The organism is Pluralibacter sp. (assembly GCF_019237635.1).
Lineage (GTDB): Bacteria > Pseudomonadota > Gammaproteobacteria > Enterobacterales > Enterobacteriaceae > Enterobacter_B.
This window is the reverse complement of the sequence record NZ_JAFAGS010000076.1, coordinates 1-22,537: the sequence shown is the minus strand read 5'-3', so window position 1 is coordinate 22,537 and position 22,537 is coordinate 1. Positions and strand designations below refer to the sequence as shown.

The following is a 22,537-nucleotide window of genomic DNA, read 5'->3' as shown; positions in this document are numbered from 1 at the left end:
ACGCGATAAAAGCGGTCAAACAGGCGCGGCAGATGCTCTTGCGCAATCGGAAGGCCCGGGTTCTCCACCGTCAACGCCACCCACTCGTCGCGCTCATGTACGCGCACTGTGACCGAGCTGCCTTCCGGGGTATAGCGGATGGCGTTGGATAGCAGGTTATTGATAACCCGGCGCAGCATCAGCGGGTCACCCTCCACGATGCAGGCCTGGCCTTCAAGCTGCAGGCCGACGTTACGCTCTTCCGCCCAGGCCTCGAAAAACTCAAAGACCTTTATGGTTTCCGCCCGCAGATCCAGCGGTATCCGTTCCGGGATCAGCTGATTGTTGTCCGCCTGGGCGAGAAACAGCATGTCGCTGACCATTTTCGCCATCCGGTTGTACTCTTCAAGGCTCGAGTAGAGGACGTCCTCAAGCTCTTTTGTCGTGCGCGGCTGGCTTAAGGCAATCTCCGTCTGGGTGACGAGGTTGGTGATCGGCGTTCTTATCTCGTGGGCGATGTCGGCGGAGAAATTGGCCTGCCGGGTGAAGACATCCTCGATACGCGCAATCATATGGTTAAAGGAGATAACCAGCTGTTCAAGTTCGATCGGCACGCGCTCCGGCTCCAGACGAGCGTCCAGATTCTCCGAGGTGATGTTTTTGATTTTCATGCTGACGTTGCGCAGCGGCTGGTGGCCCTTATGCACCGCGAACAGCACGATGAAAATAATCAGCAGGCTCATCACCGAGGCAATCATCAGCAGGCTGTGCTTCAGCGCATCAAGATAATGCAGGTGAAAATCAATGGAGAGCGCGATCAGCAGCGTGTCGGTTGCGGTTTTCTCGTTATACGGCGAGGCGACGGAGGAGGCGATAATCCGGTAGGTGGTCTGGCTCATTTTATCGGACCACAGAAAGATATTACCGGAACTCAGCTTCCGGCTGAAGTCGGTAGTCGCCAGTACCGGCATCAGGTTGGGACCGTCCGTCGAGCGGTACAGTACCTGGTTCTGCGGGTCCAGCAGCAATACCGAAATATGCCGATAGCTGGCAAGGATAATGCCGATTTTCTCCACTTTTTGCTGCCCGGACTCATCCGGGTTTTCCAGGATGGTCGACAGCGTGGTGTTGATCTGCTCCAGGTTTTTGATGTCCTGCTCGGCAAAGTGATTCTGTACGGAATGCAGCATAATGCCGGCAAAAGCCGCAAAGGCGATGATGGTCGCAAGGCTGATAAAGAAGGTGAGGCGGATCTCAAGAGAAAATGGCCTGCGCCGCCAGTTAATCTTCATCCGGTACCTCAAGCATATAGCCGACACCCCGTACGGTCTGAATCAGTTTGGGATCAAACTCGTGGTCAATTTTGGCCCGTAATCGTTTAACGGCGACGTCGATGGCATTGGTATCGCTGTCAAAATTCATGTCCCAGACCTGGGAGGCGATAAGCGAGCGGGGGAGCACTTCTCCGCGATGACGGATAAAAAATTCGAGCAGAGTAAACTCTTTGCTGGTCAGCGTAATACGGGCGCCGCCGCGGTTCACTTTGCGTGACACGAGATCGAGCGTTAAATCGGCGACCTGAAACTGGCTTTCCGGGATCACCGCCGCGCCGCGGCGCAGCAGAGTTCGCACCCGCGCCAGCAGCTCGGCGAAGGCGAACGGCTTCACCAGATAGTCGTCCGCGCCAAGCTCAAGGCCCTTCACCCGATGCTCAATCGTACCGAGCGCGGTCAGCAGCAGAATCGGCATGCCTTTATTGGCGGTACGCAGCATACGGACGATATCCCAGCCGTTGACGTCGGGCAGCATGATGTCCAGCACGATAAGGTCATAGTCGGCGGTCATCGCCAGGTGGTAGCCGGTCAGGCCATTATCGGCGAGATCGACCACAAACCCTGCCTCGGTCAGCCCTTTGCTCAGGTACTCCCCGGTTTTCACCTCGTCTTCGACAATCAGTAGTTTCATCGGCCCCCCCGCCGCGTCTGTTTACCTGCCATTCTCAGCGAGCAAAAGCACGAGATCAACGACGTAAACCGAAAATGACAGCTTTGTCATTATCCTGTCACCCTGCAAACAGAGTCGCTCAGTTAAGGTGTCCGGCATCATCATCTGGAAACGATTGGCAGCATGTGACAGGGCATGCCGGGACGAGAAGCGATATGTTCAAATTAAAACAACTGGCGGTCGGTACGGTATTTATTCTGGCAGGGTGCGTCTCTTTGGCGCCTGACTATCAGCGCCCGGAGCTGCCGGTGCCGCAGCAGTTTTCACTCTCCCGTAATGCGCTGGTCCCGACAACCGCGGGTTATCAGGATACCGGCTGGCGCACCTTTTTTGCCGACCCGCAGGTGAAGCGGTTCATTGATGTGGCGCTGCGTAACAACCGCGACCTGAGAATGGCCTCGCTGAAAGTTCAGGAAGCGCGCGCGCAGTACAATGTGACGGATGCCGACCGTTATCCGCAGCTGAATGCCGCGTCAGACGCCACCTACGAAGGTGGGTTAAATGGCGACAACGCCACCACCAAAAAGTATGAAGCCGGGATGGCGCTGACTTTTGATCTCGATTTCTTCGGCAAGCTGAAAAATATGAGCGAAGCGGATCTGCAGAACTTTTTTGCCAGTCAGGAAGCCCAGCGAGCCGTGCATATCCTGCTGATTTCCAACGTTTCACAAAGCTACTTTAACCAGCGTCTGGCCTGGGAGCAGTTGAATATTGCCAAAGAAACGCTGCAGAACTACCAGCAATCCTATGCTTTCGTTGAGCAACAGCTGGTCACCGGTAGCACCAATGTGCTGGCTCTTGAGCAGGCTCGCGGGGTGATTGAAAGCACCCGCGCCGATATCGCGAAACGGGAAGGGCAACTGGCGCAGGCAAACAATGCGCTACAGCTGCTGTTAGGCACCTATAACGCGCTGCCGAATGACAAACGCAATCTGGAAAGCGATCTTAACCCGGTGACGTTACCCCCGAACCTCTCCTCGACGATCCTGCTGCAACGGCCGGATATTATGGAGGCCGAGCACCAGCTGCGGGCGGCGGACGCCAATATCGGCGCGGCGCGAGCGGCGTTCTTCCCGTCGATCACCCTGACAAGCGGGATTTCCAGCAGCAGTACGGACCTGTCGAGCCTGTTTACGGCGTCCAGCGGCATGTGGAATTTCGTGCCGAAAATTGAGATCCCAATTTTCAATGCCGGTCGTAACCAGGCCAATCTGACCCTGGCGGAAGTTCGTCAGCAGCAGTCGGTGGTGAATTACGAACAGAAAATACAGACGGCGTTTAAGGATATCGCCGATGCCTTATCGCTGCGCGATAGCATCAGCGGACAAATAGCCGCTCAGCAGCGTTACCTTGCCTCTTTGCAAATAACATTACAGCGTGCCCGCGGATTATATGCCAGCGGCGCGGTGAGTTATATCGAAGTGCTGGATGCCGAACGTTCATTATTTGCGACTCAGCAAACCATCCTCGATCTGAAATATTCCCAACAGGTAAATGAGATAAACCTCTTTACAGCCCTTGGCGGCGGCTGGACGGAATAACCTCTTCTATTGATAACATCAGGAGTAAAGCGTATGCGTCAGTCAATAAAAATCGCGTTATCCGGAGTGCTCTCTCTGGTGATGGCGCAGGCCGTACAGGCCAACGAGCCGCATCAGGGAATGGCGATGTCTGAGAGCGAAGCGAGCGCACCGTCAGAGGTCATTAACGCCAGCGGTGTGGTGAAAGACATTGATCTGCAAAATAAAAAAATAACCATTAGCCATGAGGCTATTCCGGCTATCGGCTGGCCGGCGATGACCATGCGCTTTACCTTCACCACCGAGGATGACAGCATCAATGCGTTAAAACCAGGCAGCAAGGTTAAATTCTCGTTTATCCAGCAGGGTAATATTTCGCTGCTGAAGAATATTAACGTCATCCCGTCCTGATCTTTTCTCGATTTAGCCGGAGCGATAATGGCTTCTTTAAAATATGCGGCAACAATAATCAGCAGCCTTATTGTGGGCGGCGTCATTTCCGTTGCGGCTTACCATTTTATGGATTCTGCGGACAACGCGGCGGCATCGCCGTCGTCAGAGCGCAAAGTTCTGTTCTGGTATGACCCGATGAAACCCGATACCAAATTCGATAAACCGGGAAAATCGCCGTTTATGGATATGGATCTGGTGCCGAAATACGCTGATGAGGGCGATGCGCAAAACAGTGATGGTATTCGTATCGACCCCACTCTGGTGCAAAATCTCGGGCTTAAGACCGACAAGGTGAGCAAAGGCCGTTTGCAGTACTCCCAGACCATTCCGGCCAACGTCAGCTTCAATGACTACCAGTTCGTGATAGTCCAGGCGCGTTCGGACGGCTTTGTTGAAAAGGTCTACCCGTTGACCATCGGCGATAAGGTGAAAAAAGGAACGCCGCTGATTGATATCACCATTCCGGAATGGGTCGAGGCGCAGAGCGAATACCTGCTGCTGTCTGCGACCAGCGGTTCGCCGACTCAGGTGAAAGGGATACTGGAACGACTGCGTCTGGCCGGTATGCCGGAAGAAGATATCCAGCGTCTGCGCAGTTCACGGACCGTCCAGACCCGTTTCACCATCAAAGCGCCGATCGACGGTGTTATCACCGCGTTCGATCTGCGAACCGGAATGAACATTTCGAAAGATAAAGTGGTGGCCCAGATTCAGGGGATGGATCCGGTGTGGGTTAGCGCCGCCGTCCCGGAGTCGATTGCTTACCTGCTCAAAGAGACCTCGCAGTTCGCCATTTCGGTACCGGCATACCCTGACAGGACGTTCCACATTGAAAAATGGATCATTCTGCCCAGCGTCGATCAAACCACCCGCACCCTGCAGGTGCGCCTTCAGGTGGACAACCCGGATGACGCACTCAAACCCGGTATGAACGCTTACCTGAAACTGAATACCCAGAGTCAAGAAATGCTGCTTATCCCATCGCAGGCCGTTATCGATACCGGCAACGAGCAACGCGTCATCACCGTCGACAGCGATGGGCGCTTTGTGTCGAAAGTCATCAAGGTGCTGCATGAGTCGCAGCGTCAGACGGGCGTTGGCGCCGGGCTGCAGGAAGGGGAATCCATCGTCGTCAATGGTCTGTTCCTGATTGACTCGGAGGCGAATATCAGCGGTGCGCTGGAACGTATGCGTCATGCGCAGACACCGGAAAACGCGCATTCAGGTCATTGAGGAGACGGCGATGATTGAATGGATTATCCGGCGTTCGGTCGCCAACCGCTTTCTGGTGATGATGGGCGCGCTGTTTCTCAGCGTGTGGGGCACCTGGACTATTGTCAACACCCCGGTGGATGCGCTGCCCGACCTCTCCGACGTGCAGGTGATTATTAAAACCAGCTATCCGGGGCAGGCGCCGCAGATTGTTGAAAATCAGGTGACTTACCCCCTGACCACCACCATGCTGTCGGTGCCGGGCGCGAAAACCGTGCGCGGTTTTTCCCAGTTCGGCGACTCTTACGTATACGTTATCTTCGAGGATGGTACCGATCAGTATTGGGCGCGTTCACGGGTGATGGAGTACCTCAACCAGGCGCAGGCGCAGCTACCGCCGGGCGTCACTTCCGAGATTGGCCCGGACGCCACAGGCGTTGGCTGGATATTTGAATATGCGCTGGTGGACAAGAGCGGAAAGCACTCTCTGGCGGACTTACGCTCACTACAGGACTGGTTCTTGAAATATGAGCTGAAGACGATTCCCAATGTGTCGGAGGTGGCTTCCATCGGCGGCATGGTCAGAGAATACCAGGTCCAGATAGATCCCATAAAGCTGTCGCAGTACGGCATTACGCTGTCGCAGGTCAAAAATGCACTGAATGCGTCTAATCAGGAGGCCGGAGGTTCATCGGTTGAACTGGCTGAAACCGAGTATATGGTACGGGCTACGGGATACCTGCAATCCATTGATGATTTTAACAATATTGTCCTCAGCACAGGGGAAAACGGTATCCCCGTTTACCTAAAAGACGTTGCCCGCGTACAGATTGGCCCTGAAATGCGCCGGGGTATTGCTGAACTGAATGGGGAAGGGGAGGTGGCTGGCGGGGTTGTTATTCTGCGTTCGGGTAAAAATGCCCGCGAGGTGATCTCGGCGGTGAAAGAGCAACTCGATACGCTGAAAAAGAGCCTGCCGGAAGGGGTTGAGATAGTGACCACCTACGATCGCAGCAAGCTTATCGACCGGGCGATTGATAATCTCAGTTATAAACTGCTGGAAGAGTTTATCGTGGTTGCGCTGGTCTGCGCCCTGTTCCTCTGGCACATGCGCTCGGCGCTGGTGGCGATTATCTCTCTGCCGCTGGGGTTGTGTATTGCGTTTATCGTCATGCATTTCCAGGGGCTGAACGCCAATATTATGTCGCTTGGGGGGATAGCTATCGCGGTGGGGGCGATGGTGGATGCCGCCATAGTGATGATCGAAAACGCCCATAAGCGGCTGGAGGAGTGGGAGCATCGCCACCCCGGCGAGCGCATCAGTAACGACACCCGCTGGAGGGTGATTACCGACGCCTCAGTAGAGGTGGGGCCTGCGCTGTTTATCAGCCTGCTTATCATCACACTGTCGTTTATCCCTATCTTTACCCTTGAAGGGCAGGAGGGGAGGCTGTTCGGCCCGCTGGCGTTTACCAAAACGTACTCCATGGCGGGGGCGGCGGTACTGGCGATAGTGGTGATCCCTATCCTGATGGGCTTTTGGATCAGAGGCAAAATCCCGGCTGAGACCCGCAACCCGCTGAACCGCTTTCTGATAAAAATCTACCGCCCTTTGCTGCTGAAGGTACTCCAATGGCCGAAGCTGACGCTGCTGGTCGCCGCGTTGTCGATCTTTACGGTTATCTGGCCTCTGGATAAGGTTGGGGGCGAGTTTCTGCCGCAGATTAATGAAGGCGATCTGCTTTATATGCCATCCACGCTTCCGGGCATTTCTCCGGCGCAAGCGACTCTGCTGCTGCAAACGACCGACAAGCTGATTAGAACCGTCCCCGAGGTCGCCTCCGTATTTGGTAAAAGCGGCAAAGCGGATACCGCAACAGACGCAGCGCCCATGGAAATGCTCGAAACCACCATCCAGTTAAAGCCGGAAAGCGAGTGGCGCCCGGGAATGACCATCAACAAAATCATTGAAGAGCTGGACAAAACGGTGCGGTTACCGGGTCTGGCAAACCTCTGGGTACCCCCTATCCGTAATCGTATCGATATGTTGTCTACGGGGATCAAAAGCCCAATTGGCATTAAAGTGTCCGGCCCGGTCCTGGCGGATCTTGATGATACAGCGCAACGCATTGAGGAGATTGCTAAAACAGTTCCCGGCGTAACCTCCGCGCTGGCTGAGCGCCTGGAGGGGGGGCGGTATGTGGCTATCGATATTAACCGGGCGAAAGCGGCGCGCTACGGCATGACGGTTGGCGACGTGCAGCTTTTTGTCTCATCGGCGATTGGCGGTGCTGAGATGGGGGAGGTGGTGGAGGGTGTCGCCCGATATCCTGTTAATCTTCGTTATCCGCAGGGGTATCGCGATAGTCCCGCGATGTTGCGGCAACTGCCTGTCCTCACGCCGACCAAACAGCAAATTACCCTTGGTGATGTGGCGGATGTGACGGTCGTGTCCGGCCCCAGTATGCTGAAGACGGAAAACGCGCGCCCAACAAACTGGGTCTACATTGATGCTCGCGGTCGGGATATGGTGTCGGTGGTTAATGATCTGAAAAAAGCGATAAGCGAGAAAGTCACGCTCAAACCCGGCATCAGCGTGGCGTTTTCCGGGCAATTTGAGCTGCTGGAGCACGCCAATAAGAAGCTGAAGCTGATGGTGCCGATGACGGTGATGATTATCTTCATCCTGCTGTATCTGGCGTTCCGCCGCGTTGATGAGGCGCTGCTTATCCTGATGAGCCTGCCGTTTGCCCTGGTGGGGGGCATCTGGTTCCTTTACTGGCAGGGGTTCCATATGTCGGTGGCTACCGGCACCGGGTTTATTGCGCTGGCCGGGGTAGCCGCCGAGTTTGGCGTGGTGATGCTGATGTATCTGCGCCATGCGATAGAAGCGAAGCCAGGGCTCTCTCACCCTGCGACGTTCAGCCAGCAGGGGCTGGACGATGCTCTCTATCAAGGCGCTGTGCTACGCGTGCGGCCAAAAGCGATGACTGTCGCGGTTATTATTGCGGGTCTGCTGCCGATTCTCTGGGGAACAGGGACCGGTTCGGAGGTCATGAGCCGTATCGCCGCGCCGATGATTGGCGGGATGATCACGGCGCCGCTGCTGTCGCTGTTTATTATCCCGGCGGCCTACAAGCTTATCTGGCTACACAGAAATCGGGTGAAAAAAGCGTAATGGCAAAAGCACGCTGGCGCAGGCCGGTGTGCTTTTTTTATGGGAGAGCGTTAGTCCAGGTACTGCTCGTATTCCTGCATATGGGTCCAGGCATGCTGTTCAAGCTTGCTTAATCCGGCCTTTTGCGGCCGGAACGCCAGGGAGTTCACCGGCTTGTCGTTAATCAACAGTTCGTAATGCAGATGCGGACCAGAGGAGCGGCCACTGTTGCCGGACAGGGCGATGTTGGCGCCGCTTTTGACCTGCTGACCCTTCTTCACGAGGATCTTATTGAGATGCAGGTAGCGGGTTTTGACCCCGGCTTTACCGCTCACCTCAACGTAGTAGCCCATGGTTTTGTTGTATTCCGCTTTGGTGACCGTGCCGCCAATGACGCTAACCACCCGGGTTTTCATCGGCATTGAATAATCTATGCCGTTGTGCGGACTGAGTCTGCCGGAGACCGGGTTGACTCTGGACGGATTAAAGGAGGAGCTCAGGCGCGCAGAGGCCGGTTTGGGGTAGGCCAGGTTGGCCTGCGCGATATTGTCGTCGAACTTATAAAACGCGCTGTCGGAAATACGGTAAGCGGTATATTCGCTTTTCCCTGAAGATAACTTGTACGCGACGATGCGGGATTTGCCGGACTTTTTCCCGACCACCAGGCGAATGGACTCATCCTTCTTGAGCTGCTTTAAATTAACGCGTTCAGGAATAGAACGTTTAAGCGCCGCGATTTCGCTTGACTCCAGCCCGGATTTGCTGGCGGTAATATAAAAGTTGTCTTTAACGACATCTGTCGAATACATGTCTGCGCTTCATCGGTAATTTCGTTGTTGCACAGCATACTACGGCGTGAGCAGCCCGCTGTCACCCCTTCTGACGCAGGATCGCAATACTGATGCTCATCATATTTGTAACATATCTTTTATTCCGCCTGCTGCAGGTAATATGGGCGCTTTACGATAAGCCGGATGACCCGTAGCGGCATATTTTTGGTTAATTAGCCAGCATGATTAATAATATTTACACGTACTGAATAATCTTGATGAAATAGATTTATATAAAAGTAATCTTATTATTCCCGCTATGTTATCTCATCGCAAGATGTTGCGCAGCGGCAGCGGCAGCGAGGGCAGGACGCGGCGTCCTGCCTGTCGATCAGTGTTGCTTTAACTGCTCGGGCGGCGCAGGTTTGCCGATCAGGTATCCCTGAATCAGGTCACAGCCCAATGATTTCAGGTAATTGAGCTGAACTTCGGTTTCCACCCCTTCGGCGATAATCCGCATGTTAAGGCTTTTGCCGAGGCTAACGATCGCCTTAAGAATGTTCAGATCGCCATGCTGCTGCGTGATATTTGACACGAAAGAGCGATCGACTTTGATCGTATCAAAGGCAAACGAATTCAGCCGAGACAGCGACGAGTAGCCGGTACCGAAATCATCAATAGAGATGCTCAACCCCAGGTTGCTCAGCGCGCGCAGAGTCGCAAGCGAGCGGGCGCTTTGGTTAACAAAGTTTGATTCCGTTATTTCCAGCTCAAGTCTGGAAGCATCAAGGCCGTTTTGCTTCAGTTCGGACTTCACGATATGCGGCAGCGATTCATCGAGTAGCTGTAGCGGAGAAATATTCACCGCCACCCGGGTTGATGGCGCCCATTTCGTCGCCTGCAGGCAGGCCTGGGCAAGAACCCATGCGCCAATAGAGTGGATCAGCCCGGTTTTTTCCGCGACGGGAATAAAGACATCGGGCGAGATAGCGCCCCGCACGGGGTGGAACCAGCGAAGCAGGGCTTCATAACCATAAATATCACCGCTGATAGCATCGGCGATAGGTTGGTAGTACACCACCAGTTCGTTATTTTTCACCGCATTCGCCAGATCGTTTTCAAACGAACGGTTATCAAGGAGATCCTCCAGCATATATTGCTGGAAGACGCGTACATTCCCTGGACCAATGCTTTTGGCGTCGTACAGGGCAAGGTCGACGCATTTGTACAGATGGTCTGCGCGGGTCTCCGTGCAGGAAATAATCAGACCGATACAGGTTTCCACACTGACCGACGTACCGTAAACCTGGTACGGCATACTGATATTATCCCGGATGGCGCAGGCCAGGTTGTAGGCTTGCTTTTCGGTCATCTCGCTGGACAGAATGGCGAATTCGTCGCCGCCAAGCCGATACAAGATGACGGTTTCGTTAATAAACAACGACAGCCGCTCCGCAATATCGATAAGCAGCTTGTCTCCGGCATCATGGCCCATGGTGTCATTCACCGCTTTAAAGCGGTCGAGGTCGAAAAGCATCACCACCACGGTGGATTTCGTGTCGATAAGCTCCTGCATTTTCTGCCAGAACAGCAATCGGTTAGGCAACCCCGTTAATGAGTCATGGTAGGCAACGTACTCCAGCTTTTCATTTTTGTTCTGCAGGTCTTCTTTAGAGATGTGAAGATCCTGAGCCAGCAGCTCCATTTTCCTGTGGGCTTTTCGCAGATTATTATTTCGCGTTAACGTCAGAAAACCTAAGGTGAAACTCAGGACGATCAACATGAGCGAAATAAACGAATAGATATAGTACAGGTAGCGGATCTTATCGTGGGTGCTATTCACGATATCGATATCTTTGGTTAAGGACTCGGAGGCTATTTCGCGCAGTGGGGCTTCAAGGTCGCGCATACCATTGAGCATCTGGACGATTTGCGCACCGGTTAGCGTGTCGATTTGCTTATCGAGCATCGTCAGGTATTTTTGCAACTCCGAGATAGTGGCAAGCGCATCCGGCGTTTTCCGAATGAACTTGCCAAGATCGCCTTCTTTCAACAGCGCGCTCTGGCTAACCATAATATCAAGGCGCAGGCGCACATCATCCACACTGACATCGTTAGAGCCAACGGCATACAGCGCCAGGCTGGTCTCTAACCTGAAATATTCAGAAACGATTTGTGAGACAGACCATGAATCGGTGTAGCGAGTCAGTTTCTGTAACTCATTTTGTCTTTCCTGAACAAGATAAGTTATGTAGCCAGTTAACGCGAAAAGAAAAAGAATGATGACAGTAAGAATGCGGTTCAAGCTACAGCCCCTATTGCACGATTATCCGGTCGACCTGCCAGGCTGAACGGGCATAATAAACCTGGTTATTGAGTTCCGGCTTGCTGTCATAAGGATAAATGATAAACAACGGCCCTTTATCACGTATGGGCATAAAATTACCATTACGTTTGTAGGCCAAAATGGCATTGAATTTTTTAAGGTCATCAACCGGGACACTGATCGTATAGTCATTAAGCGCGATCACTTTCACTGTCTGGCCCTGGGCATTCACTTTGTCAAACAGCTTATTAAAAGAAACGCCCTCAAAACGCATACGTCCGTCATACCACGGCGTGGTGGTTTCAATTGTCTCGCTGCCCATTTTTTCAAGGTCGGCAATACTGAATTTTTGCGGCTCGCCCTGGCCATTGCTTCCGATTTTACCAGAAATTGTCAAAACGACCTTGTCTTCTGGCGCGGAGGTCGTCGACGCGGCATAACATGTCGACAGGAAAAGAGATGAGATTACAAGATATAGGAAGACACGCACATTAAGCCCCTCGCTCTAAAAAACATGAAAGGAAAGTGTATTTCCCAACCATTTAAATCAATACATCGGTAACATGCTTTTCACATTATAACAGAGCCTGGCTAAAGCAAGCAAAAAATCAAAGGGGGATAAATCTTAAGGGATATAAAAATAAATATATTGCCAGGTTATTAATATGCAAGGTATTCGCGTTATTTTTTTGTTTTCTGACGTTACACGCTGAGCCACCCGCCGACAGCGCCGACGGTAAGGACGACCAGCCACGGCGGCAGCTTCCAGAACATTAAGGCAACCAACGCGCAAAGCGCGAGAGCAAAATCCTGAGGAGCTCGTATCGCGCTGGTCCATACCGGCTGGTAGAGGGCCGCGAGCAGTAGCCCCACCACGCCAGCATTGATGCCGCAAAGGGCTGCCTGCATACGCGGACTGCGGCGCAGCTGTTCCCAGTACGGCAGAACCCCCGTCACCAGTAAAAAGGAGGGGGTAAAGATGGCAAGCAGGCAGATAACGCCGCCAGGCGCGCCGGAAGGTGGAGTATTCATGGCTGCGCCAAGAAACGCCGAAAAGGTAAACAGCGGGCCGGGAAGGGCCTGCGCGGCGCCGTAGCCCGCAAGAAAGATGTCATTATTCACCCAGCCCGGGGGGACGACTTCCGCCTGCAGCAGCGGCAACACCACGTGCCCGCCGCCAAATACCAGCGATCCCACCCGGTAAAAGGCATCAATCATCAATAGCGTCGGGTTGGGATAAAACTTCGCCAGTAGCGGCAGCCCCGCCAGCAGAACGGCGAACAGGCCCAGGCTAAGCGCGCCGGTACGGCGGCTCACTGACAGCGGCAGCGAATCGCGCTCGACGTTTAGCGGCGGTTTACAAAGCAAGACCCCGAGCACCGCCGAGGCGATAATCACGCCGAGCTGGCTCCACGCTGTCGGCACGACCAGCGCCACGCATGCCATGGAGACCATCAGCGTGATGCGCGGCATATCCGGGCAGAGGGTGCGGGCCATTCCCCATACCGCCTGGGTGATGACGGCCACCGCGACTACTTTTAGCCCATGCAGTACGCCTGGCGGCAGCGCAGTATGATGATGAGCAATGCCGAGGGCGAACAGGATCATGGCCAGCGCGGAGGGCAGCGTGAACCCTGCCCAGGCGACCAGCGCGCCCCGAAATCCAGCGCGTGAAAGCCCAATCGCGATACCGACCTGGCTGCTGGCCGGGCCCGGTAAAAACTGGCACAGGGCCACTACATCGGCGTAACTGCGCGCCGTCAGCCACTGCCGACGGGTGACAAATTCATCGTGGAAATAGGCCAGATGAGCGATTGGCCCGCCAAACGAGGTCAACCCCAGCTTTAAAAAGATCGCAAAGAGGGACCAGAGACGGCGGTCGACTACGGGAGAACGGGGCATGGCGTCGTGACCCTCTGCGGTTGAGCCTGTGTTGTTGAACGTAGCAGGAGTTTGCTGTTTTGCCAGAGATATTACCGGGCGGTAAATAATGTGGAGATTATTCATGGCGGTATGAAAAAATAAATACCGGGTATTACGTCGTTTAAGAATTATTTAATGATTAGCGTATTAATTATATTGGCGTAATACAACGAAACTGTTTTTCATTATTTCTTTTCCTGCCGTCCCGGTACGAAAAAATAGTCTCGCCAGGGTTTTTTACGGTATCTGCGGGCGCGCATCGTTCTAAAGGATGTCGTTCTTCCGGACGATATCCAGCCCCCCCTGGGGCGTGCTGAGATGAAGGCCTTAGCAGGAGATGGGGTCATTCTATGAACATCAAAATCGATGCGCTCAACTACTACGGTGCGACGAAGAAATACCAGCTGCACTTTCCGGCGCTGCGGGAAGACATTGAAGCGGACGTGGTTATCATCGGCGGCGGCTTTTCGGGGATTAACACCGCGCTTGAGCTGGCGGAGCAGGGGATAACCAACGTCGTGGTGCTGGAGGCGCGCCATCTCGGCTACGGCGGCACCGGACGCAACGGCGGTCAGGTGATGGCGGGGATCGGCCATGACATTGAAGCGGTGAAAAGGCATGTTGGCAAAGAGGGGCTGGAGACGCTGTTTAAAATCGCCAATCTCGGCGCCGGGATCATTCGCGAACGCATCCGCAAATACAACATTGATGCCGATTTCGTCCCCGGCTACGGCTATCTGGCCTACAACCCGCGCCAGCTAAAAACGCTGCAGCAGTGGGAAAAAGAGTTTAAGGCGGCCACGCCGGATGAAGAGATTGAGCTCTACACCGGCAGCGATGTGCAGAAGGTCGTGGGCTCCAATGTGTACTGCGGCGCGCTCAAGCACATGGGCGGCGGGCAGATCCACTCGCTGAATATGCTGCTGGGTTCGGCGCAGGCGGCGGCATCGCTGGGGGTGAAGATTTTTGAATCCTCTCCGGTGGTTGAAGTGAATTACGGCAAAGAGGTGCGCGTTCGCACCGCGATGGGCAGCGTGAAGGCGGCAAAAATGCTGTGGGCCTGCGACAGCTTCCTCAACAATATGGAGCCGGAAATCTATAACAAGACGTTGGTGACCTACTCATACCAGGTGTCGACGGCCCCGCTGTCCGATGCGCTGATTGAACGGATTAGTCCGATGCGCGGCGCGTTCAGCGATATTCGTCCGGTGATTAACTACTACCGGGTGACCCGGGAAAATCGCCTGCTTTTCGGCAGCGCGACGCGCTTTGTGGAATATACCCCGGGCGATTTCGCCGCCTGGAACCGCACGCTGCTGGCGGAGGTGTTCCCCTACCTGAAGGACGTGAAGATCGATTTTGCCTGGGGCGGCCCGATGGCCTGTAGCGCCAATCTGTTCCCGCAAATCGGCACGCTACGCGACTACGATAACGTGTTCTACGTGCAGGGGTATTCCGGTTTCGGCGTTACGCCATCCCATATCGTTTGCAAAATTCTGGCGGAAGGGATCACCGGCGGCTCCGACAGGTATCGCCTGATGAGCCGTATTCCTCACGCCACCATTCACGGTCGTGACAGCCTGCGTTTGCTGCTGGTCACTGCCGGAAAACTGATGCATCAAACCGCCGGCTTCTGGAAAGGCCGGAGTTAATCTGGAGACACTGATGAAAGCGTTCAAACTCAACCAACCCGTTCCTGAACTGCACCCTATCGGCAGCGTTAGCCTGCTCGGCGCCACGCCAACCGAGGGCGACCCGCAGGTCGCCGCCGCCATGGTGTATGGCGAACCGCAGGATGCCTTTACCTGCGGTCTCTTCTCCTCAACAAAAGGAAGTTTCACCATGACCTATCCGTTTACCGAACACGCCACTGTTCTTGAAGGCGAAGTCGAGCTGACCGTGGCGGGCGGCAAGCCGCAACGCTTTGCGCCGGGGGATAGCTGGTTTGTGAAACAGGGCACCGAAGTGGAGTGGAAAATCCTGACCAGCCGCTTTGTGAAGCACTACCTGGCGAACGTCGAAAGCCGCTAACACCGCCGTTACCCTCCCCGGTGAGAAGCGGCGGGGAGGGCAACTTTGCTCATCGTCACAAATTCATCCGCTTCTCTCCACCTTCAGGACGATATTCGTTGAGCGGGATGCCTGCATAAATTATGACTATCCCGGAGCGGCTCTGCCGTTCCCTGGCCCTACACCTTGTGCAGAGGTTGACTATGTTCAGTAACAGACTCGCCAGTCATCTTGAACGCGGCGTTGTGGGTTTTCCCACCACGCTTGCCAGCTCCGTTGGCTTAATCATGGCAAGCCCCGTCATTCTTACCGTCACCAGCGGTTTCGGCATGGGGGGAGACACTTTCGCGCTGGCGGTACTGCTGGCGTTTATTATGATGCAGGCCCAGGTCACCACCTTCGCAGAGGCGGCCACGCTCATCCCCACTACCGGTTCAGTGTACGACTACATTTCCTGCGGGATGGGGCGCTTTTTTGCCATTACCGGCGCGCTGTGCGCCTATCTTATCGTCCACATCTTCGCCGGAACGGCGGAAACCATCCTCGCCGGGATCATGGCGCTGGTGAACTTTGAATCGATCAACGCCCAGATGGCGGCGCACCAGAATACCTGGATGGTCGGGGTAGGTATGGTGGTCGTCTTTGGTCTGTTAAACGCCATCGGCATTGAGATTTTTGGCAAGGTAGAGGTGGTGCTGACCTTTGGGATGTGGACCACGCTGACCATCTTCGGCCTGTGCGGCATCTTTATGGCGCCCATCACCCATCAGGCCGGATGGTTCGGCACCCCGGTAAACGTCAGCGATCTTTCCGGGCTGTTTGGCTATATCGGCATGGCGATGTTTATGTTTGTCGGCTGCGAGCTGGTCACGCCGATGGCCCCTGAAATTAAGCAGGCGCACCGCACTATTCCACGCGCGATGGCGCTTGGGTTGCTGGGCGTCGCCAGCTGTATGTTTATTTACGGCGCGGCGATTAACCGCCAGGTGGCGAACGTGGTGGTGGATGCGGCGAACAATGTCCATTTGCTGGATACGCCGATGGCGATCCCGGCGTTTGCCGAGCGCGTCATGGGGCATGCCGGGCAGTACTGGCTTGGCGTGGGGCTGCTGCTGGCAGGCTGCGCGACGATCAATACGCTGATGGCCGCGGTGCCGCGCATTATCTACGGCATGGCGCTGGACGGCGCGTTGCCGCGTTTCCTGACCTGGCTGCATCCGCGCTTTAAAACGCCGGTGATCGCCATTGCGATCGGCGTCGCGATCCCCTGCCTGCACGCCTGGTATCTTAACGGCGACCTGGATCGTATTGTGCCGCTCATCCTGGCCGCGGTGTGCGCCTGGGGCGTGGCCTATCTGCTGGTGACGTTGTCGGTGGTGCTGCTGCGTATTCGCCGCCCGGACCTGCCGCGCGCCTACCGTTCGCCGTGGTTTCCGCTGCCGCAGATTATCTCAAGCGTCGGGATCGTTATCGCGATTGTGAACATCGCACCGCCGGGCATGAACAGCCGCGACATTCTGGTGCCGTTTGGCGTGATGCTGGGCCTGACCGCCGGGTATGCGCTGTTCTGGACAGTGTGCGTGCAGCGCGTGAACCCCTTCAGGCCGCTGGCGGTGGAAGAGGTGGTCGAGCGGGCTATCGGTCAGTACGACGCTCACAACGCTGGAGAGAGGGTTCCCGATGCGCTCCGTCCCCTGCTTTAATACGCCGTTGTTAAACGCCGTGTCGCGCGATCTGGCAGGCTGGCGCACTGAAAAACGTTCAGAATGCAGCGGCGTGCTGCATCTGAGCGAAAGCGCCGAGGTAACCTACAGCCAGCGGCAAAAGCGGTTGTTTATGGCCAGCATCCAGAGCTGTGAATTTAGCGTCGAAGGGCCGGTTAACCGGCCTCTTCAGGGCAAGATTCGCGCGCATCAGTCCGGGTGGTTTACGCGCCGCCCGGTGACGTTTATTGCCGGGAAACGCACGGCGGCTGATGAGGTGGCGACCTGGCTCAACGGTTTTCCTAATCTGCAAGCCACCCTGAGCGAACTGGACTATCGCCGCTTTTCGCTGGTGATTAGCGATGATACATGGCGCTGCACGATTGAACCCTGGGGCGCCAGCGAAGTGGTATGCAAACTGCCGCCGTTGCGCCGCTATCTGCGGCTTGAGCCGCAGCAGCGGATGCTGCTGTTGAGCGTGATGAGTATGGTAAGCCAGGCGATGGGGCTGTTGATGGCGACTGAGGCGTTACAGTAAAGGACGTTGACCCGTCGGCATCAGGGTTCTGGAAACGAGCTCGGTGCGGTTCACCACTTCGGTTTTGGCGAAGATATTGCGTAAATGCGTTTTCACCGTCGAGAGCGAAATATCCAACTGGCGGGCAATCAGCTTATTGCTCGCCCCCTCGCGCACCATACTGACGATTTCACGCTCTTTGGCGGTCAGCATGCCTGGCAGGGCGTTGTCATCCTGCAGCAATTCATGTATCGCCAGCTCAATGAGCGGTAATACCGCCTGCGCCCGCAGGCGCTCTTCGCTGGAAAATAGCGTATCGCGCATCAGGGATATTCCCGCCACGATTTGCCTGTCGCGACGGATAAAAATCTCCGTCATATCGCGGACGTTATTGGGCAACATAAAACCGTGGTAATAATGACGATAGCGGTCATAGAGCCCCGGCGTCATGCCCGCCATTGTGATAGAAGGATGCGTGAAGCGGGAAGGCAGCAGAGGATCCAGCGGCTGGAAATAGTCCAGATACTGCTGGTGCGTATTCTCAGAAATATTGTGCAGAATATAGTTCTCAGGCGTCATTCGCTTATTCACCCGGTAAAATACCGCCGACGACAGCGGAATAAGCTGCGAAATCGTCTGTAGGCAACGGGCAATAATCACATCATTATGGCGGGGCGTTGATAACGCTGACATGCTGTCTCCTCCCGTAAAATGAGGGCGCGCCAGGCGGATTGAGAACCATAAAACAAGCATATGTTTTACAAGTTAGTAACACAATGCTTAATATATTAACAATGTGAAGTGAGTTACATAATTTATTATAATTTATTGTTTTTTAACGATTAAATTTAATGGCTGTATCTGTCATTGCTGTTTTTGTTAAAATGTTAATGAAGTCATTGCCCCGACGAGGCAATGACTTCTGCTCATTTAACGCCGCTCCAGCCGCTGAAACAGCCACATCCCCGCGACCATGGCGAGCACAAACCCGACGCCTTTTAGCTCGCCCGCGCCCAGCAGTACCAGACCGGGTCCCGGGCAAATTCCCGCCAGTCCCCAACCGATGCCAAACAGTACGGCGCCGCCCACCAGCCGTTTATCAATGGTTGAGGAGGTCGGCAGAACCATTTTGTCGCCATAAACCGGACGCTGGCGTTTCTTCGCCATGCGAAACGCGAAAAAGCCAATGCTGATGGCGCCGCCCATCACAAAGGCCAGCGAGGGATCCCACTGCCGGGTAATATCCAGAAATCCGGTGACTTTTGCCGGGTTCGCCATCCCGCTTATCAGAAGGCCGAGGCCGAAAAGCAGGCCTGCCAGAAAGGAAAAAAAGAGGTTCATCTCGACTCCGTATTCGTTAACGCCAGAAACCCACGACCCAGACGGTCACAGCGGCCGCCACCATAAATGTCAGCGTCGCCACCAGAGAGCGCAGCGACAACCGCGACAGCCCGCAGACGCCGTGGCCGCTGGTGCAACCGGAGCCATAGCGTGTTCCCAGGCCGACGAGCAGCCCGGCGAGGATTATCGTGGGCCATGATGCGGCAATTTCGCGTGCGGGCAGGGCGGTAAACAATGCGTACAGCAGCGGCGCCGCGACGATCCCGATAAGAAACGCCACCCGCCAGCCCTTATCACCGCTGGCGCGGGACAATACGCCGCCGAGGATGCCGCTGATGCCCGCAATGCGCCCGCAAAACAGGATAAGCACCCAGGCCGCCGCGCCGATAATCAGACCGCCGATAAAACTCTGGACGGGCGTGAAGTGCGCCATATCAATCATCATATTCCGTGACCTCGCGGTTGTTTTTCGGGCAGTAAAGTTCGTAAAGCGTACTGAGGAGCACCAGGATATCCGGGGCGGCGACGCGGTAAAAAATCTGCTTACCTTCGCGGCGTGTGCTGACCAGGTTTTCCCGCCGCAGGACGCCAAGCTGCTGCGACAGGGTCGGCTGACCTATCCCCAGCGCCTTCTCTATTTCACTCACCGACGCTTCGCCCTGGCTCAGATGACACAGCAGCAGCAGGCGGGTTTCGTTGGCGAGTGATTTCAGCACCGCCGCTGTTCTGCCCGCAGCTGCCCGCATCTGTTGTGGGTTGATTGTCCCGTTCATCGCTCCTCCAGATAACATTATATATAATTATATAATATTAAAATGAATATTGTCTGGCAAGCGACCTCTTACATTGCTACTGTCGGCTTGAATAAGCGACACGCTGGTCTATGCTAAAAACAATGCGTTGCAAAAGTGTGCGCTAATAAGTTAATGAATAATAAAGAAAATTAAATTCTCTGTGGATGTGGCGTATGAGCGAAACCCGGCAGGCGTCCTGTGGATGGCGTAAATTGCCAACGAGGTTATTTATTTTTAGACTTTTCAGTGCTTTACCAGGTATCTTAAGGGCCGGTAGAGTCTATGCCCCCGATTTATCCCCTGAAAGGCTTCCGGCATGAACCGCAAAATGCGGTTAAGCGTCCTTATCCTGGTGCTGATGGTTTGCGGGCCGTGCCGGGCGGCAGGGTTTCTCGACCCTGAAGATGGTATGCCCGACATGAGCGACTATCTACGTGATAACCGTTACGGCTTTTTACCCATTCCTGTGGTGATTACCGAACCAGCAGTCGGCTACGGCGGCGGGTTGTTCGGCCTGTTTTTGCACGGCAAAGGCACCCAGCAAGGAGAGCGGTTTATCCCGCCCGCCATGACCGCGTTTGGCGGCGGCGGAACGCAAAACGGCAGCTGGTTTGCCGGCGGCGGCCATCGACACACCTGGAATGACGACCATATCCGTTATCTGGTGGCGGTGGGCTATGCCGATGTCAATCTGGATATCTACTCCGGTGATGTCGCCGGTTTCGGCCACGATAAGGCGATCAGCACTCAGACGAAGGGCTACGGCGGTATGCAGAAGCTGCAGTTTCGCGTCGGCGATACCCCGGTATTTCTCGGCGTTTCCCAGTTTTATGCCCGGATGGATATTTCGGCGGATAACGGCCTGGTCAACCGCGTATGGCAGCAGTTGTTCGGCTCAGACAGCACCTCGTCCGCCGTCGGTCTGGTGGCGGAATACGATACCACGGACAACTTTTTCTATCCGCGCAAAGGCGCGTCGCTGAGCGGGGAGTACCGCTTTTACAGCAGTTTTCTCGGCGGCGACTACCGCTATGACCAACTGACGCTGGACGGAAAATATTACTACCCGCTGACCCGCTCGCTGACGCTGGTGGTGGCCGGGAATTATCAGGCGTTAACCAATCAACAGCAGCATCTGCCGCCGATGGCGCGCCCGGATATCAACCTGCGCGGTATCTCCCGCTATCGCTATCAGGGCGATTATGTCGGCACCGTGCAGACGCAGCTTGCGTGGGAGGTCACCCCCCGCTGGATTTTGCAGGGGTTTGTCGGCGCCGGGAGCGCCGCCAATGAGGCAAGCGCGCTGTTTGACACCACTGAAGTTGCCTGGGGTACCGGGTTTCGCTACCTGATCGCCCGCCAGTATGGGTTGTACACCGGGGTTGACGTCGGCTTTAGCAAGAATGAGCAGGCCGTCTACTTCAACGTCGGCTCCGGGCTGTAAGTAAAATTGACAATGAGAAAATGATGATGAGATGGACGCAAACCTTGCTGCCGCTGTTTTTGCTCTCAGGCGCCGCCTATGGCGCCAGCACGACGGCCAGCAGCACCAGCACCGAGAGCAGCAGCGACGAGCAGACGGAAAGTAGCAGCACTTTCCCTATCTGGGGCGATGAGGCGCGGGCGAGAGGTTATGAGATCCCGCTGCCGTTTGGTATCAACCTGAACTACATGAACATGCGTCAGGATATCGGCGTCGATAGCATCACGTTCTCTGGCCTTAAGCTGGGTAATCAGCCGATCCCCAGCGATATGTTTAAAATCGATGCCGGGCACACCCGGGAGAGCAGTAAGACGGAAACGCTGCGTATGGATATGTGGGTGTTTCCGTTTCTGAACATTTACGGGATATACGGTTACACCAAAGGGTCGTCGGTCTCCAACGTGTCGGTAGACGCCGATCCGACCGAATTCACCGGGATCAACCGCATCATCGCCGGATCGGTGCATCGTCTCTACGAGCAGGGCACCCTGCAGGACATTGATTTCACCCTCGACTTTAAAGGACGCACCTGGGGCACCGGCGCGACGCTCGCGGGCGGTTATGGCAACTGGTTTGCGCTGGTCGACACCAACTATACCCGCACGGATTTTGACATCCTCGACGGTAATATCTCTGCGCTTACTGTTTCGCCGCGCGTCGGCTACCGCTTCAGCTTTCAGGGCATATCCGGGCCGTCGCACCTGAGCCTGTGGGTGGGCAGTATGTATCAGGACGTACAGCAGGAATTTAAGGGCAACTTGTCCGATTTGCAGATGCCCGCTGAGTTGCTGCCGCTTATCAATGCGGTCAACCAGGACGGCGACGGCAAATTCGCTGTGAAGCAGCATCTAAAATCGCCATGGAATATGCTGATCGGCGCGCAGTATGAAGTGACGCGCAATTTTAACGTCCTGACGGAATTTGGCTTCAACGACCGTAACAGCTTCTTTATCTCCGGCGAATATCGATTCTGATGAGGCGATATGGCGTATGGCTGGCGGGGCTGATTAGCGCGGTGTTCTCCTCGCCGCCGGTGTTTGCGCTGGACAGGCAATCGATAGATGCCTTTCTGGGCAAGCTCGGGGCGGATAATGAGTATGATGCCAGCAAAGGGATTAACTGGAGCGTACTGCCAGGGCCGTTTTATACTCCTGAATTGCGGCTCGGGCTTGGGATGGCGGCGGCGGGGGTCTACCGCGTTGACCCAAAAGATACCGTCACGCAGAATTCGTCCTTGTCGTTTACCGGTTTTGTCAGCACCAGCGGCGCGCTGGGCGTCGGGTTTACCAACTACACGTTTTTTACCGACGATCGCTGGCGGTTGTTCGTTGAAGGTAACATCGCC

20 protein-coding genes and 1 pseudogene are annotated in these 22,537 nt (G+C 55.1%); 11 read left to right on the top strand and 10 right to left on the bottom strand.

The window, feature by feature from the left end; all coding sequences use genetic code 11:
* Both JO226_RS09260 and JO226_RS09255 read right to left on the bottom strand, forming a co-directional pair.
* Nucleotides 1-1,271 (bottom strand): Cu(+)/Ag(+) sensor histidine kinase (locus JO226_RS09260; RefSeq protein ID WP_293547709.1); only part of this gene is annotated, 1,271 nt, incomplete at its 3' end.
* Nucleotides 1,261-1,944 (bottom strand): copper/silver response regulator transcription factor, encoded by a 684-nt coding sequence (locus JO226_RS09255; RefSeq protein ID WP_293547707.1) that lies wholly within the window; start codon nucleotides 1,942-1,944, stop codon nucleotides 1,261-1,263. The genes JO226_RS09260 and JO226_RS09255, both read right to left, overlap by 11 nt.
* Nucleotides 1,945-2,138: 194 nt before the next feature.
* On the opposite strand from JO226_RS09255, the gene JO226_RS09250 reads away from it, so the two are divergent.
* Genes JO226_RS09250 through JO226_RS09235 form a run of 4 tightly spaced genes read left to right on the top strand, consistent with a single transcriptional unit; the run spans nucleotide 2,139 to nucleotide 8,346 of the window.
* Nucleotides 2,139-3,524 carry an efflux transporter outer membrane subunit gene (locus tag JO226_RS09250; RefSeq protein WP_293547705.1) on the top strand — a complete coding sequence of 462 codons (1,386 nt, stop codon included), beginning with the start codon at nucleotides 2,139-2,141 and terminating at the stop codon, nucleotides 3,522-3,524.
* A gap of 33 nt (nucleotides 3,525-3,557) precedes the next feature.
* Nucleotides 3,558-3,914, top strand: a complete 357-nt coding sequence (gene cusF, locus JO226_RS09245; RefSeq protein WP_293547702.1) for a cation efflux system protein CusF — start codon at nucleotides 3,558-3,560, stop codon at nucleotides 3,912-3,914.
* Between the two features lie 27 nt (nucleotides 3,915-3,941).
* On the top strand, nucleotides 3,942-5,189 hold the full coding sequence (locus JO226_RS09240; protein ID WP_293547699.1) for an efflux RND transporter periplasmic adaptor subunit: 1,248 nt from the start codon (nucleotides 3,942-3,944) through the stop codon (nucleotides 5,187-5,189).
* A 10-nt stretch (nucleotides 5,190-5,199) separates the two neighbouring features.
* Nucleotides 5,200-8,346 (top strand): CusA/CzcA family heavy metal efflux RND transporter, encoded by a 3,147-nt coding sequence (locus JO226_RS09235; protein ID WP_293547696.1) that lies wholly within the window; start codon nucleotides 5,200-5,202, stop codon nucleotides 8,344-8,346.
* 50 nt (nucleotides 8,347-8,396) lie between these two features.
* Here JO226_RS09235 and JO226_RS09230 read toward each other — a convergent pair whose 3' ends face one another.
* The 4 genes from JO226_RS09230 to chrA form a co-directional block, all read right to left on the bottom strand.
* A complete protein-coding gene (locus tag JO226_RS09230) occupies nucleotides 8,397-9,134 on the bottom strand; it encodes a peptidoglycan DD-metalloendopeptidase family protein (RefSeq protein WP_293547694.1) in 738 nt (245 codons plus the stop codon).
* A 352-nt stretch (nucleotides 9,135-9,486) separates the two neighbouring features.
* The gene (locus JO226_RS09225; RefSeq protein ID WP_293547691.1) at nucleotides 9,487-11,400 is read right to left on the bottom strand and encodes a bifunctional diguanylate cyclase/phosphodiesterase; all 1,914 of its coding nucleotides are present in this window, start codon (nucleotides 11,398-11,400) and stop codon (nucleotides 9,487-9,489) included.
* 10 nt (nucleotides 11,401-11,410) lie between these two features.
* Nucleotides 11,411-11,911, bottom strand: a complete 501-nt coding sequence (locus JO226_RS09220) for a molybdopterin-dependent oxidoreductase (protein WP_293547689.1) — start codon at nucleotides 11,909-11,911, stop codon at nucleotides 11,411-11,413.
* A 212-nt stretch (nucleotides 11,912-12,123) separates the two neighbouring features.
* The gene (gene chrA, locus JO226_RS09215) at nucleotides 12,124-13,323 is read right to left on the bottom strand and encodes a chromate efflux transporter (RefSeq protein WP_293547686.1); all 1,200 of its coding nucleotides are present in this window, start codon (nucleotides 13,321-13,323) and stop codon (nucleotides 12,124-12,126) included.
* A gap of 371 nt (nucleotides 13,324-13,694) precedes the next feature.
* Between chrA and JO226_RS09210 the strand changes: the two genes are divergently transcribed.
* From JO226_RS09210 to JO226_RS09195, 4 genes are all read left to right on the top strand, one after another.
* The gene (locus JO226_RS09210; protein WP_293547683.1) at nucleotides 13,695-14,996 is read left to right on the top strand and encodes an FAD-binding oxidoreductase; all 1,302 of its coding nucleotides are present in this window, start codon (nucleotides 13,695-13,697) and stop codon (nucleotides 14,994-14,996) included.
* A 13-nt stretch (nucleotides 14,997-15,009) separates the two neighbouring features.
* A complete protein-coding gene (locus tag JO226_RS09205; protein ID WP_293547681.1) occupies nucleotides 15,010-15,375 on the top strand; it encodes a cupin domain-containing protein in 366 nt (121 codons plus the stop codon).
* 182 nt (nucleotides 15,376-15,557) lie between these two features.
* Entirely contained in the window at nucleotides 15,558-17,057 is a 1,500-nt protein-coding gene (locus JO226_RS09200; protein ID WP_293547678.1) for an APC family permease, read from the top strand.
* The gene (locus JO226_RS09195; protein WP_293547675.1) at nucleotides 17,035-17,595 is read left to right on the top strand and encodes a DUF3156 family protein; all 561 of its coding nucleotides are present in this window, start codon (nucleotides 17,035-17,037) and stop codon (nucleotides 17,593-17,595) included. Before JO226_RS09200 ends, JO226_RS09195 begins: the two co-directional genes overlap by 23 nt.
* Here JO226_RS09195 and JO226_RS09190 read toward each other — a convergent pair.
* From JO226_RS09190 to JO226_RS09175, 4 genes are all read right to left on the bottom strand, one after another.
* Nucleotides 17,587-18,267 carry a LuxR C-terminal-related transcriptional regulator gene (locus JO226_RS09190; protein ID WP_293547672.1) on the bottom strand — a complete coding sequence of 227 codons (681 nt, stop codon included), beginning with the start codon at nucleotides 18,265-18,267 and terminating at the stop codon, nucleotides 17,587-17,589. The genes JO226_RS09195 and JO226_RS09190 overlap by 9 nt on opposite strands.
* 237 nt (nucleotides 18,268-18,504) lie before the next feature.
* On the bottom strand, nucleotides 18,505-18,915 hold the full coding sequence (locus JO226_RS09185) for a DUF6691 family protein (protein ID WP_293547670.1): 411 nt from the start codon (nucleotides 18,913-18,915) through the stop codon (nucleotides 18,505-18,507).
* Between the two features lie 16 nt (nucleotides 18,916-18,931).
* Entirely contained in the window at nucleotides 18,932-19,360 is a 429-nt protein-coding gene (locus tag JO226_RS09180; RefSeq protein WP_293547667.1) for a YeeE/YedE family protein, read from the bottom strand.
* Nucleotides 19,350-19,688, bottom strand: a complete 339-nt coding sequence (locus tag JO226_RS09175; protein WP_293547665.1) for a metalloregulator ArsR/SmtB family transcription factor — start codon at nucleotides 19,686-19,688, stop codon at nucleotides 19,350-19,352. Before JO226_RS09175 ends, JO226_RS09180 begins: the two co-directional genes overlap by 11 nt.
* A 349-nt stretch (nucleotides 19,689-20,037) precedes the next feature.
* Here JO226_RS09175 and JO226_RS09170 point away from each other — a divergent pair, with 349 nt between their 5' ends.
* The 3 genes and pseudogenes from JO226_RS09170 to JO226_RS09160 form a co-directional block, all read left to right on the top strand.
* Complete coding sequence (locus JO226_RS09170; protein ID WP_293547712.1) at nucleotides 20,038-21,153, top strand: BamA/TamA family outer membrane protein; 1,116 nt, start codon at nucleotides 20,038-20,040, stop codon at nucleotides 21,151-21,153.
* Nucleotides 21,154-21,179: 26 nt separating this feature from the next.
* A complete protein-coding gene (locus JO226_RS09165; RefSeq protein ID WP_293547663.1) occupies nucleotides 21,180-22,166 on the top strand; it encodes a hypothetical protein in 987 nt (328 codons plus the stop codon).
* Nucleotides 22,166-22,537: pseudogene (locus JO226_RS09160) on the top strand (hypothetical protein); the annotation flags it as partial. The gene JO226_RS09165 and the pseudogene JO226_RS09160, both read left to right, overlap by 1 nt.